Source organism: Mesorhizobium sp. M7A.F.Ca.CA.001.04.2.1, assembly GCF_003998485.1.
GTDB lineage: Bacteria > Pseudomonadota > Alphaproteobacteria > Rhizobiales > Rhizobiaceae > Mesorhizobium > Mesorhizobium ciceri.
Genome location: NZ_RZQT01000041.1, coordinates 35,614 through 47,988, shown reverse-complemented (window position 1 = coordinate 47,988; position 12,375 = coordinate 35,614). Strand labels below are relative to the sequence as shown.

Here is a 12,375-nt window from a genome sequence, read left to right as displayed (position 1 = left end):
GCGCAGGAAGGCGGCGGTCTTCAGCAGGTTCTCGGTCTTGGGCAGATTGCGGCCGGTTTCCCAGTTGCCGACGGCGGCGACATCGGTGTCGTTGTGCTCGGCGATGTGGCGCATGACCAGGCCGCGCTGCTTGCGCGCCTTGCGGATCGCCGCTCCGACCTTGATCGACAGTTCCGTTTTTGCCATGGCGCCCATGTGAGGGATGAAAGCCGCTCTCGTCTATGAAAGAATGGCTTGCATCTATTTTCGAGTTATGCTTATATCCGGTCATGCAAAACCTGTCCAGCTTTGATGGCGCCGAGTCGCCGGCCTCACGCGAGGCGCGCCCGGCGTTCATAACCGCCCATTCCCTTTCATCCCAGCCGTCCTCCTCCCCGGCCCGGATGAAGCCCGAGGCCCAGTGCCTGACCGCACCAGCCTCGGGTCCGGTCCGCCGCCTGTCTCCGGCGACCGGAACGGCCGGAGCCGCCGCTCCCAGCGGCTTCGGCCCCCAATTCGGCCGGCATGGCGCCGGCTCTGTTTTTGCGGCAGGCCGATCCTGCATCCGCACCGAGGACGGCACCGTCATCCTGTTCGACAGGCTGACGGGCAGGGCGGTTTCCGCCCTGGACAGAAACACGGCCGAAGCGCGGCTTCTGCACCTTGCCGGCGGGAAATCGGCCCAAGCCGGCTGAGGCTGGTCGGCTGAGAGCCGGCTCTTGAAAAACAACTGACTGCGGCCTGGCGACCGGGTCGAACCTTGACGCTGCCCGACGGCGCGCGGCCGAACTTTGGATGGAGCTGGATATGGCAAGCTATAGCGACGCGGAATTGCACGAGATCGCCCGCTGGCTGAAGGATGGGTTCTCAGCCTCCAGGATTGCAGTCGCGTTCAGCGCGTTGCGCGGCAGTCCGGTGTCGCGCGACGCCATCATCGGCATCGTGCACCGCAACGCCATGCTCGGCGCGATCGGCTTTGCCAATGGCAAGGGGCCGCCGCCGCGATCCAGGCAGGCCGTGGGCAAGCGCGCTGGAAGCAAGCGGGCGAGTGGCGCGTCGGCGAAAGCGACGCCTGTCGTCGGCAAGATGGAGGGCGTGCTTGCCGCCAAGGACATCCATGCGCGTGAAGTGGCCCGGCCCAGGCGCGCGCATTCGTTGGTGCGCGAGGTGGGCGTGCTGATCGCCGACGGCGTGGCCTATCGCCTGGAGGCGCCGACGCCGCCGCGCGCGGCCATCGGCCGGCAGCCGCATGGCGTGGCGATGCGCTTCATCGATTGCCTGTTTTCACGCTGCCGTGCGCCGCTGGATCTGACGGTGGAGGTGGATCCGGACATTTCTATTGCCGAAGAGGGGGCGCCAGGCAGCCGCCCAGGCGCCGACATGCTGTGCTGCGGCATGCGCACCAGGGCGCTGAAAAGCTATTGTACCTACCACCAGGCGCGCTTCCAGCGCCGCGTATTTGTTGCGAAGGGGTGAGGTTTGATCTCTTCTCCCCCGTTCACGGGGAGAAGGTGCCGGCAGGGCAATGAGGGGCAGCGCTGACGAGGCAGGATGGAAGCTGACATGAAATTCAAGCATCCGATTCAGATGCCACTTACCGAAGCGCTGGCGCCGCCCCTCATTGCCCTGCCGGGCGTTCGCTGTTCGAAAAGCCAAGCAATTGGCTTTTCGTCCGCTGCTCGGATCACACCTCACCCCCGTAAACGGGGAGAAAGAAGCAAAGCCCTATTTCGGCATCTGCCGGCCTTGCTTGGGCGTGCGGCTCTGCATGCTCCTTGCGTCCATCGCCATCGGCGGGTTGCCCTCGCCGACCAATATGCCGGTCACCCGGGCAAAGCCGGTAAACACCTTCATGGCGTCGGCTTCGGAAATCTGGGCGGCAATCGCCGCGCTGCAGGCGTTCAACGCGCTGCGGTAGACATGACCGCGCCGCTCCAGCGGCCAGCGCTGGAGAAAATCGGCGGCTTCGCTGACGCTTTCGATCTCTTCGATCTCATCTTCCACCCGCACTTTGAGCGGCACTCCGGTTTTCATCGTACCCACGGCGTTCACCTTCGCTTTGCGCGCGGCTCCAGCTACCGCACCCATAAACGCGCCCCGCTGGGGGCCGGTTGCATCAATTTTTCGGGCGGCGCCCGCTCCTCACGGGCTAGCCACCGCATCCAGCCAGTCATGGGCGCGGCTTTTGGGCCTGTCGACCAGTATGTTCTGCTGCTTGGCCGCCCTGGTGAAGGCGTCGAACGCGATGCGCTGGCAGCAGATGCCGTCCACGGCGAGCGTAACCAGCCGGGAAGCCTCGAGATAGCCAGGCGCTGTCTTGTCGGGCCATTGGTGGCGCAGTGCCTCGGCGGCTCCGGCCACCGAACTGACCAGCATGGTTTTGTTGTCGCAAAAGCGCACGGTAACCGGCATGAAGGCTGTCATCGGCGAACCTCCCCTTGGCATGGACGCGACATAACGTCGAAAACTCGCGCCGGTTCCATCAGCCTGGATGCCGGACGGCAGGGATGCTGGCGCGGCGGCGAAGAGGCGACGACCTACGGTTCATTGAAGGCCAACCGAGCAGCGCTCCGCTCCGCTCTGCCACCGCGTGGGGAGATGCCCGGCAGCGCCGAGGGCGCGCGAAGGATCGCCACGTGCCGGCCTCCACCACCCATCCCAACCAGGAGCCTTCCATGAGCAAAAAGACCAGACCCGCAAAACCGCAGGCGCCGAAATTGCCGAAGGGCGAGGCCGAGCAGGTGCGCATACGCCGCGAGATCGGCCATGATTTCGCGCTCAGGGATGACGCCTTCGGCCGCAAGCGGCTGGCAGCGGGCACGCTGGAGGCTGCGCGTGTCTACGAAGTGTCGAATGACGGCTGCGCCGCGACCGGCGGCATCGTGCGGCTGCGCGCCATCGATGCGCTCGTCGGCATCACCTCGCTGTCGCGCCAGCAGCGCGAGGCAGGCCTGCGCTACCGCGAGGATTTCCGCTGCAGTCAGCAGGCTGATGTCAAGCCGATGCGCTGGACCGAGCGCATCGACGGCGGCCGCGAGGGCGGCGGCATCGCCGACAGCGTTCTCGACGCCGGCAGGGCCTATGCCGCCGCCACAAGAGCGTTAGGCCATTGGGAGGTGGCCGCCGTGGTACGACAAGTCTGCTGCGCGGACGGTTCCCTCAAGCGCCTGTCCGAGCAAACCGGCGAGGGCCGGAACGTGGTGACGAAGCTGCTGAAGGTGGGGCTGGATCTGTTGGCAGTGCATTACGGGATGATGATGAGGAGGCGGGTGGGGTGAGCGGCGCAAATATCCGGCCGGCGGCGCCGGCCGGATCATTTTTCACAGGATCAGATCATCGGCAGACGCGGATTTCCTCGACGATCCTGTGGTGATGGCGCCAATGCTTGACCAGTGCGATGTGGCAACGGTGGTGACGGTGGTAATAGCGCGGCCTGTAGCCGTTGTCATAGGCGTCGTACTGGTAATAAGGGCGATAGTAGCGATCGCCATAGTCGTAACCATTGTAATAATCGTCGCCGTAATAGTCGTCTGCATAGCCGCCAATGCCGATACTGATACGGCTGCGGGCGTCGGAGGGGGCGATCATCGCCGCCGCCGAAGCAATGGCGATAACCGAAACAAGCAGGAGCTTTTTCATAGCTGCCTCCTTTTCAAGGTTAGGCTAATATAACTGCCGAGTTGCAGCCTCGTTCCACAGATTCGTAAGATGTGACGAACAATGCAGACCGGGGCGCAGATGCCCAGGCGCCTAAAACAAGGCCCTCTCCAATGGCCCCGCCAGTGTCTCGGCAAAGCCTGTCGCCAGATGGTGCCTGTCACGAAACGCCAGCTTGCCTGATATGACGACGTGGCACGTGGTCGGGCCGCAGAATTGGTTGGTGAGGTCGATGTAGCGGGTGTCGGGCACGCTGGTCACCACGGCGCGCTCGGTGGCGGCGGTGCTGTCGTTGGCGGCTTCGGCCCTTGGCGTGTCGCAGTGCGGCGAGGGTGCCTCGCGCCACCACAGGGTGCGCGCCACGCAGGAGCCGGCGAAGCTGGCGTTGATCGGCGTGTCGCGGATGACTGCCGTCTCGACACCGGCCCGGCTGAAGGCCTGCAAGGTCGAGCGCAGGCCGGCCTGCCAGCGCGCTACTTCGGCGGTGCGTTCGGCGGCGGGCAGATCGCGGGTCAGATTGCCGATGGAAAATTCGGAGATCACCACCAGGCGCGGCTTGCGGCGGATGATCTCTGATATGGCCTGCTCGCGCCAGGCGTCGCATTCGGTGTAGTCGCGCTTCAGCACCGTGTTGAAGGTGGAGAGCCGCGAGGCGCGGCACGATGATTTGAGATAGGTGACCACCTTGGTGTCGTTGCGCCTGGCTGCTTCGATCAGCGGCGTCGACCAGTGGTCGGCGTGCGAATCGCCGAACAGCACGATGGTGCGGGTGGCATCGGCCGGGCCGAACATGCAGGGTTTCGGCGTCACCGTTTGGAAGTCGGCCAGGCAGTTCTTGTCGACGGCCCGCGCGATGGAAGGTCTTTCGGCCGCCTGCTCGATGCCGCGCTGCTCGGGACCGATGTTGCGCGTGGCCAGATGCGCATTGGCGTAGGCGACCGCCACGCCGGCACCGGTCAGCGCCAGCGCGGGTGCGAGCGCGCGAGCGCCCACCGTCAGCCAGGCGCCGCGTCGTGCCGGGTTCTCGATGAGGTGATAGGTGAGCACCGACAGCGCCAGCGCCAGCACGCCGCAGCCCAGCCGCTGCGGCACCGTAAGATCGGGCGTCAGCATCCCGGCGTAGACGATGACCGGCCAGTGCCAGAGATAGAGCGAATAGGAGAGCGTGCCGATCCATTGCAAGGGCGGCAGCGACAAAGCGGTGGCCGGGCCAAGGACGTGCCGGTCGGTCCGCCCGTTGGTCTGTTCCCCGCAGCCGCCGCTCAGCAGCACCAGCACGGTGCCGGCAACCGGCAGCAGTGCATACCAGCCGGGGAAGGGCAGGTCCTCGTTCAACAGGCGATAGGCGGTCGCGATCAGCGCCAGGCCGAGCCAGCCAAGGGCTGGCCGCAGCCAGATGCGGTGCTGCAGCAAAGCCATGGGGACCAGCGTCGCCAGGCCGCCGGCAGCGAACTCCCAGGCGCGCAGCGGCGAGAAATAGAAGGCCCAGGCCGGCGCCGGGCTGGTCAGCCACAGGCAGGCGGCGAAGGAGGCGAGGCCGACCACGCCGATCATGGCTGCGGCCGTTCGCCGGCCCGGCCGCAGCCAGGCGGCCAGCAGAAGCAGCGCCGGCCAGGCTAGATAGAACTGCTCCTCCACCGACAGCGACCAGAAGTGGATGAAGGGATTGCTGGTGGCGTCGGCGGCGAAATAGTCGAACGACCAGCGCAGCAGCCACAGATTGATGGCATAGGCGGAGGCAAACATGGCGCCGCGCGAATAGAGCGCCTGCTCCTGCGGCGCCAGGATGAAGTAGCCGGCGGCCAGCGTGACCAGGATGACGAACAAAGCTGCCGGCAGGAGCCGCCGCGCGCGCCTGGCATAGAAGCGCCAGAGGTCGAGCCGGCCGGTCTCGCCGAGCTCCTGCATGAGGTGGGTCGATATCAGCCAGCCCGAGATGACGAAGAAGATGTCGACGCCGGCAAAGCCGCCGGGGAGCGCGGTGAGGCCGAAATGGTAGGCGACGACGCCGCCGACGGCGAGCGCGCGCAATCCTTGTATGTCCGGCCGGAACGATGCTGCCACGACGGCTCCCTCGTGCAAGCCCAGCCCCTGTGCAATGTCGGCGGTGCAGGCCGATATCGCAATGCAACAAATTTATCGCAGTGCAACATGGCAGAAATGGGGAGATGGGCCGGGTGCCGGCCGGGCCCGATCCTTGCGTGGCTGGCTTGTCTGCACACCTGCGGCAGACGCAAAACAGCCCCGCGCGGGGCTGTTTCTCATTCGGGTTGCTGGACTGCTACTTGCTGCCGCCGTTCGCTTTCACGCTGCTGCAGAATTCGGGATGGCTGTTGGCCGCAGTGGCGTCCTTCGCCTCGTCCTCGCAGGCCTTCATCATCGCGGTCTGGTCGTCCGGCGTAAGGGCCTTCCAGGCTTTCACGAAGTCGTCGTTGCTGACCATCGTCTTCATGCTGCTATCGGTGTAGAAGGGCTGCATCTTGGCTGGATCGTCGAGAGCCGACGTTTTGGCAAACGCCGCGCCGCCGACCATCGAAAGTGCCATGGCGCCCAAGCAGATCATCTTGATGTTCATGGGTACTCTCCTGTTGCTTTGGGATCGTCGAAGCAACGATCCATTGGAAAACGACAGGTTTGGGTGAAAGTTCCGGCATTTTTTGCGCAGAAAAGCCGAAACGAGGAAAAATATAGCCGAAAAACTTGAAACTTTCCCCGATTTTTCCCGTAGGGAGGCGAGTTTATCGGGTCCCTCGTGCGAGACTGACCACCAGTCGATCGACGCTGGGGTCGTCGAGGCTGACGATATGGGCCATCTGCAGCGCCCGCTTCATGCTGACCCTGGTGAAGTCCTGCCGCATGATGACCGGCACAAAGGCCGGCCCCGATCCTGTGAGGACGATCGCCCTGCCGACCAGAACCGGTTCGGAGATGGGAGCCCACTGTACGGTCATGATCGAGGGCTCGCTTGTCTGGCGGCGGTTGATGCCTGTGAAATAGATCCAGTTCAGGCGCGAGATCGCTACGCCGTAGTGGTTGCCGGGCATTCTGGCGCCACCCTGGCCATCGCCCGGGGCCCACCGCGTCACCCGCCTGAAGGTGACCAGCTCGGCCTCACGTCGCAGGAAGGTGACCGAGCGCATCAGAAGGTCGGGGCGGCCGGGGACCGAAAAATAGGTGAAATAAGTGCCGCCGGCGATGGCGGGCGACGGCGGCCGCACCATGTTTTCGTACAGTGCCTCGCGCAGCGATGCGTTGCCGTCGCCCTTGGCTGCGGGAACAGCCGGCTCGCGATACAGCTCGTTTTCGTCGATCTTGAAATAATCGCAGATCAGCCTGGCGGTGGTTTTGTTGGGCACCGCCTTGCCTTGCAGATAGCGCTCGAACTGGGTGCGATTGATGCCAAGCTCACGGCACACCGCGCTGACGGAAGCGTGGCGCTGGACCAGCCGCCTGAGATTGGCGGCGAGATTCTCGCGAATTGGCACGACATCTCCCCGACAGACGTACGGACCAGCATTCAAGCGATAGCTTATATACACTTGCATGCCGCGGCGCTGGCGCGAAGATGGACCTTTGGCCAATAGGCAACGATCCCGTAGAGCGTAGGCTGTACGATTCTGACAGTCCGGCTATGCAAGCCGTGTAAATGGGCGTATTTCGGTGGCAAGAGCGACCTCGGATCGGCCTCTCGACATCCTGTAATGGAGGGCGGTTTGGATCATACCGGCCTGGTCGAGCTTCTGGACTACACGCAGGCGCAATTGACGAAGATCCGCCAGGCGGTCGCGTCAAGCGATCACGCCGGTGCCATGTTCACCATTGATTGCCTTGTCGGAGCGGCGGCCGAGCAGACGAAGTGCAAGCTTGCAAGCCTGGAGTATGCCGGCTTGCCGATCGGCAAGGATGGGCCGATCGGCAGGGATGGGCCGATCGGCAGGGATGGGCCCATAAAAGGCGGTGCGGCACCGCCCGGCAAAGCGACATTGGGCAAGCCGGATGCCGGCGGCAGCCGCTCCTGATCAGGCCGCGCCGATCTCGCCGATCAGCCTTGCATATTCGGCCTCGGCTTCGCCGTAACTGCCATTGGCGAGTTCCAGCAGCCCGGCGCGGTCGCGAATGACGATCTCGCCCCGTCTCGAGCGAATCAACGCGCGGCCTTCGAGCAATTGAAGCGCGACGGTGACGCCTGGCCGCCTGACACCAAGCATGATGGCCAGGAATTCGTGGGTGATGGCGAGATGTTCGCCGGGCACCCGGTCGTCGCACATGAGCAGCCATCGCGCCAGCCGCTCCTCGAGCTTCAGCCGCGCGTTGACGAGCGCGGTGCAGCCGGCCTGGGTTTGTAGTGCGTTGACGAAGCGCAGCAGGAACATGCGCAAGGTCGCACTTGCCTCCAAAGCTGCCTTGAAAGCGCCGGCTTCGATGCGGATCGCTTCGCCTTCGAGTTGGACAAAACAGGCATGCGGCGCACGGTCGTCGCCCATCACCAGGGAGTATCCCGTCATGCCTTCGAAGCCGATGAAGCCCACTTCGGCCTCTTGGCCGCTTGCCGTGCTGGCGACCACCGAACCAATGCCCTGTTCGATGAAGTAGACGGCCTCGATCGGAACATTCGGGGTCACCAGCATCATGCGCAATGGCAAGTCGCAGCGCTGCATGTGCGGCTCGAGCAACGCCAGATCATCCGCAGGCATGCGCCGCAGCAGTTGGTTTCGGTACGGATGGTTCCCGTCGGGATCAGAGTTTTTGTTGGGATCAGACATGGCGTGGCCCAATGCAGGGCAAGAGCCATCCAATCTCCCAGCCGTCCGTGCCCGTAAAAACGTGAGGACGATGGCCTATGTATAGGGGCTCTGAACGCAGAAAGATATCAATGCGATATGAAATTCGAAGCACGGCGCCCCCCAACGCCTGTTCGCATATGAAAAGATCGGCCTGAATGTTAGTGTCGGAAACGTACCAAACGCCATTTGGTACAAAACCGACATATTTCATGAGAGCGCCGGATCACGCCGATAAAATCCGCTGGCCAATGAAAAGCGCCATGTCGCGCTGGGCCTGGGGACCGTTCGAAGAAGGGGGAGGACCGGGGGGAGAATTGTACGATACTTACTGTGATGAGGCCGATGTTGACTCTTGCTCAGCCCGATTTCATTTTTTGACCCACAGCGTCTAAAGCGCATCGCGTTTGATCGGATTTATGCGATGCGCTTTAGGGTCTTTGTTTACGCATGTCGTTCTCCCAAAGCCGAGGTCACTTTTGGACGACATGCATCAAAAGTGGCCGCTGCTCCGAAAGGGGCTTCTTATGTCGAGCCTTCGTAAGCGCAATCCCGGTCTCCATCCTTCCGATCTGCAACTGTGCCAGCGCGTCTTCGATCGGGTCTGCCTGGAGCGCAAATTTGATCGCATGTCGGGGGAGTCGGACGTGCAGCTTCTGGCAGCCACGGTGTTTTCGCTGTTCCAGAATGGCTGCCGCAATGAAGGCGAGTTGCTTGAGAGTTTCAGGCGGACCCGCCAATGACCAAGGCCAGGATCACGTCCGCGGCACCGGCCGAAAACGAACCTTACGACGCTGCGGTCTTCGCCCGGAAATACGGCATGTCGCGGAAGGCCGCGGAGGTCGTGCTGTCCGCGAATGGACCGTCCAGAACAGCCTGTGACGCTGCCGCCCGCTCTTTTATGGAAGCGGTTGCCCGCAGAGCGAAGAGCAGCCATAAACACTGATGCTGCGCCTTGAGCGACTGCCGTCTCGCCGCCGACCCGCGGGCGCGTCCAATGCTACCTTCATCGAACACCGTGAGGCGTCAGCCTGCCGGGCCTGTCGGGCCGATCGGACCGGTCACTCCTGAAGTGGCTTGCTGCGCCGTCACGGCGGAGAGTTTCTGTCGTTTGAGCAGCATCGGCTTTTCATAGATCTTCTTCATGGTCACGGCCTCCCTCCGCAAAGTTCGATTGCGGCAGCGTCATCGCCGGCCGCGCTCCTGTCAAGCCGACCTGGTCGAGGGCCGGCCAACCCGAACGAAAATCCACGCCTCAATTCCTGTCGGCCGGCTTGGAACGCATGCGCGAAACCGTCTCGCGCTCGGCGCGTTTGGAGCGCAGCGGCGGCAGGTCGCGGTCGATCAGGTCCATGTCCTCCAGCACCATATCGCCCATGCGCTTGAAGGCGATGTCGAGCGCGCCGGCGCGGTGAGCCGAGCGCAGGAAGCCGGGCAGGGCGCGCACCGGATGGTCCCGCGCCAGCGGTTCTTCGGGGAAAACGTCGCTGGCGGCGACGATGTGGCCGCTCTTTACCGCCGCCATCAGCGCCGGGAAGTCCACCACGCCGGCGCGGCTGAGCAGGATGAAGGCAGCGCCCTTGCGCATGCCGGCAAAGGCGTCGGCACCGAGAAAACCCTGGTTCTCGCTGGTCACCGAGGCAACGACGAAGATGAAGTCGCTGGTCGACAGCACCTCGTCGAGGGAGGCCGGCTCGACGCCGTTGTCGATGAGGATCGATGGCGGCAGCCACGGATCGAAGACTTTGGTGCGGGTGCGGAAACCCGACAGCAGCCGGTTGAGCGCCCGGCCGAGATCGCCGAAACCGATGATGCCGACATCGGCGCCAGACAAGAGCCGCGCCGTCTGGTTGCCGTCGCCGCCCCACAGTTCCTGTCCCTGGCGGAAGGCGAGGTCGGCATCGACGATGCCGCGGGCGAGATTGAGTGCCATCGCAAGGCCAAGCTCCGCGACCGGCTCGGCGAACACCAGGCCGGTGGTGACGACATGGATGCCGCGCGCGAACAACGTCTCGTAGGGCATGTTGTTGATGAGGTTGGTCTCGACATTGAAGACGCAGCGCAGCGCCTTCATCCGGTCGAGCGTTTCGGGCGATATGGGCGGCTGGCCGATGATATAACGCACCTCGGCCAGCACGTCGGCCGGCAGTTTCGCTACGCCGTCAGCGGTCGTCTCGACGATGCGATAGTGCGCCTTGAGCCGCGCCAGCTGCCGGGCTGTGAAGATCAGGTCGAGCGTGCGTGGTTCAGGCGCACTGATGACCAGCGGCAAGGCGCTGTTGGACATGACTATTCCCTCTGTTCCCCAATGGCCAAAATACCTTGGATGAAACGATTTACAACATCGCGCGGCCGAGGAGAGCGGGATTGGCGCTGGGATGAGGTGACCTGTCGGAGCCGATATGTGCCGGCAATGCAACAGTGAAGAATCGTTTGACCGCGATGGCGTGGATACGACGTAAGAACCAGTAATGGCACAATTGACACGGGGCAGGGAATTGGTTCTGCTGGCGCCGTATCAATTTGGAGGGCACTTTACAGTGAAGAAATACGAGAAACCAACCTTGCAGAAGCGCGACAGGCTTTCGGGTGTCACGGCCCAGACTGCCCCATCGACACCTCCGCCGGCCGTCAGTGATTGATTGGCGTCTGACGCATTCGCCTGACAAGGGCAATCAATAACGGCAATCGATAGGGCGCGACTGGTCGCGCCCTATCGCATATTGGCCATGGGCGCCTGCTTCTGTCCCAGATGCCGGACCTTACGGCCGATGATCATCAGCTGGCGCGCGGTGTTGTTGCGCAGGCGCCGCACGCGCCATTCCAGCCCGGTGTCGGCGGTAATCGACTTGGCATAGTAACTGACCCGCATGCCATCCTCATCGGCAGCCACCTTGACCGGGTCGTCATAGAAGGCGTTGATCTTGTCAGCCGCCATGCCTGGAGTTTCGAGCCAGCGTGGAATGTGAACCGAATGGAGCTGATCGACATCGGTCATCACGCGGCCGATGCCGACGCCCGGCGTCGGACACGTGGTACAGAAAGCATCGCCGATGAAGATGACCCCGTCGCGGCGATGGCCTTGCGTCGTGCTCAGGCTGATCTGCCTGACCTCGACAGGACTCGCGACTTCGAAGTTGCCGCATCGCACGGCTATTTCGGGCATCAATTCGCAGAGCATCTTTTGCGGCTCCTGACGGAACGCCCGCGTCCACGGCTCGGCCACGTTGCGATAGAGGAACATGTTCGCCCGCATCTTGTCGCCGAGGGGAAAGATGCTGATGTAGGCGATACGGTCGGCGGCCCGCCTGCTGTAGCAGGTGACGGACTGATGACCGAAATCGCTGGGCGAGATGGCGAGGTCGAATCCCATCGACAGTGAATGCGCCTTCGATTGCTCGATACGCTCGACGCCGACGGCGCGCCGCACCGCCTCGCCGTGACCGGTTGCCACCACCAGCAGGCGGGCATCGATGACGGTGCCGTCGGCCAGCACAAGCCGCTGCCGGTCCGGTCCAGTCGAGACTTCGGTTACCTTGCCGACCGTCAGCGGCACTTGCGCAGGCAAGGCGTCGCGCAGGCCATTGATCAGCGCGCCATAGGAGAATGTGAATTCAGCCTTCTTCTCATGCGCGAAGAACTGGCCGAGGCGAAAGACATGCGTGTCGGTCGTGGAGGTGACGAGACGCTTGAGTGTCGCATCGAGGCCGAGCTTTTCGAACAGCAGCATCTGATCCATGCCGATCTTCTCGGCCCGGAATTCCTCGTGGTGGACGCGGTGCGGGTCGATCAGCGCCACCTTGCGGCCGGCTCGTCCCAACAGCATTGCCAAGGTCGTGCCGGCCATTCCGGCGCCGACGATCGCCACATCGACTTGGGCCGGGCCGGCCTCTGAGATGCTCATTTTTGCTGCTCTTTCTGGTGGCAACGGCGCGTTTCACAATCTCCGGTAGAAAAT

General features: G+C 63.4%; 16 protein-coding genes. 5 read left to right on the top strand and 11 right to left on the bottom strand.

The genetic code is table 11. The features are described from left to right. Positions 1-195 (bottom strand): helix-turn-helix transcriptional regulator (locus EN955_RS15610; protein WP_164769881.1); only part of this gene is annotated, 195 nt, incomplete at its 3' end. A gap of 188 nt (positions 196-383) precedes the next feature. On the opposite strand from EN955_RS15610, the gene EN955_RS15605 reads away from it, so the two are divergent. Next, positions 384-674 (top strand): hypothetical protein, encoded by a 291-nt coding sequence (locus tag EN955_RS15605; protein ID WP_245265290.1) that lies wholly within the window; start codon positions 384-386, stop codon positions 672-674. A gap of 112 nt (positions 675-786) precedes the next feature. Continuing rightward, on the top strand, positions 787-1,455 hold the full coding sequence (locus tag EN955_RS15600) for a GcrA cell cycle regulator (protein WP_024501754.1): 669 nt from the start codon (positions 787-789) through the stop codon (positions 1,453-1,455). A gap of 249 nt (positions 1,456-1,704) precedes the next feature. On the opposite strand, the gene EN955_RS15595 is transcribed toward EN955_RS15600, so the two are convergent. Continuing rightward, entirely contained in the window at positions 1,705-2,013 is a 309-nt protein-coding gene (locus EN955_RS15595; protein WP_032898671.1) for a DUF982 domain-containing protein, read from the bottom strand. Between the two features lie 108 nt (positions 2,014-2,121). Beyond that, positions 2,122-2,403, bottom strand: coding sequence for a DUF982 domain-containing protein (locus EN955_RS15590; protein ID WP_013530587.1), 282 nt, complete (start codon positions 2,401-2,403; stop codon positions 2,122-2,124). 251 nt (positions 2,404-2,654) lie between these two features. On the opposite strand from EN955_RS15590, the gene EN955_RS15585 reads away from it, so the two are divergent. After that, positions 2,655-3,257, top strand: a complete 603-nt coding sequence (locus tag EN955_RS15585; protein WP_024501752.1) for a DUF6456 domain-containing protein — start codon at positions 2,655-2,657, stop codon at positions 3,255-3,257. A 55-nt stretch (positions 3,258-3,312) separates the two neighbouring features. On the opposite strand, the gene EN955_RS15580 is transcribed toward EN955_RS15585, so the two are convergent. From EN955_RS15580 to EN955_RS15565, 4 genes are all read right to left on the bottom strand, one after another. Next, positions 3,313-3,618 (bottom strand): hypothetical protein, encoded by a 306-nt coding sequence (locus EN955_RS15580; protein ID WP_024501751.1) that lies wholly within the window; start codon positions 3,616-3,618, stop codon positions 3,313-3,315. A 111-nt stretch (positions 3,619-3,729) separates the two neighbouring features. Beyond that, the gene (locus tag EN955_RS15575) at positions 3,730-5,700 is read right to left on the bottom strand and encodes an acyltransferase family protein (RefSeq protein WP_024501750.1); all 1,971 of its coding nucleotides are present in this window, start codon (positions 5,698-5,700) and stop codon (positions 3,730-3,732) included. 217 nt (positions 5,701-5,917) lie between these two features. Then, positions 5,918-6,211, bottom strand: coding sequence for a hypothetical protein (locus EN955_RS15570; protein WP_013530594.1), 294 nt, complete (start codon positions 6,209-6,211; stop codon positions 5,918-5,920). Between the two features lie 163 nt (positions 6,212-6,374). Then, on the bottom strand, positions 6,375-7,121 hold the full coding sequence (locus EN955_RS15565) for a helix-turn-helix transcriptional regulator (RefSeq protein WP_024501749.1): 747 nt from the start codon (positions 7,119-7,121) through the stop codon (positions 6,375-6,377). Positions 7,122-7,349: 228 nt separating this feature from the next. On the opposite strand from EN955_RS15565, the gene EN955_RS15560 reads away from it, so the two are divergent. Then, positions 7,350-7,655 (top strand): hypothetical protein, encoded by a 306-nt coding sequence (locus EN955_RS15560; protein ID WP_081714200.1) that lies wholly within the window; start codon positions 7,350-7,352, stop codon positions 7,653-7,655. Here EN955_RS15560 and EN955_RS15555 read toward each other — a convergent pair whose 3' ends face one another. Next, positions 7,656-8,399, bottom strand: a complete 744-nt coding sequence (locus EN955_RS15555) for a Crp/Fnr family transcriptional regulator (RefSeq protein ID WP_024501747.1) — start codon at positions 8,397-8,399, stop codon at positions 7,656-7,658. It lies immediately after the preceding gene. A gap of 497 nt (positions 8,400-8,896) precedes the next feature. Here EN955_RS15555 and EN955_RS15550 point away from each other — a divergent pair, with 497 nt between their 5' ends. Next, the gene (locus EN955_RS15550) at positions 8,897-9,160 is read left to right on the top strand and encodes a hypothetical protein (RefSeq protein ID WP_013530598.1); all 264 of its coding nucleotides are present in this window, start codon (positions 8,897-8,899) and stop codon (positions 9,158-9,160) included. Between the two features lie 283 nt (positions 9,161-9,443). Here the strand turns inward: EN955_RS15550 and EN955_RS15540 are convergent, their stop codons facing one another. From EN955_RS15540 to EN955_RS15530, 3 genes are all read right to left on the bottom strand, one after another. After that, positions 9,444-9,563: a hypothetical protein gene (locus EN955_RS15540; protein ID WP_013530600.1), complete on the bottom strand. Its 120-nt coding sequence runs from the start codon at positions 9,561-9,563 to the stop codon at positions 9,444-9,446. Between the two features lie 109 nt (positions 9,564-9,672). Beyond that, positions 9,673-10,704, bottom strand: a complete 1,032-nt coding sequence (locus EN955_RS15535; protein WP_024501745.1) for a hydroxyacid dehydrogenase — start codon at positions 10,702-10,704, stop codon at positions 9,673-9,675. 426 nt (positions 10,705-11,130) lie between these two features. Next, complete coding sequence (locus tag EN955_RS15530) at positions 11,131-12,321, bottom strand: NAD(P)/FAD-dependent oxidoreductase (RefSeq protein WP_024501744.1); 1,191 nt, start codon at positions 12,319-12,321, stop codon at positions 11,131-11,133. Between the last annotated feature and the right edge of the window lie 54 nt (positions 12,322-12,375).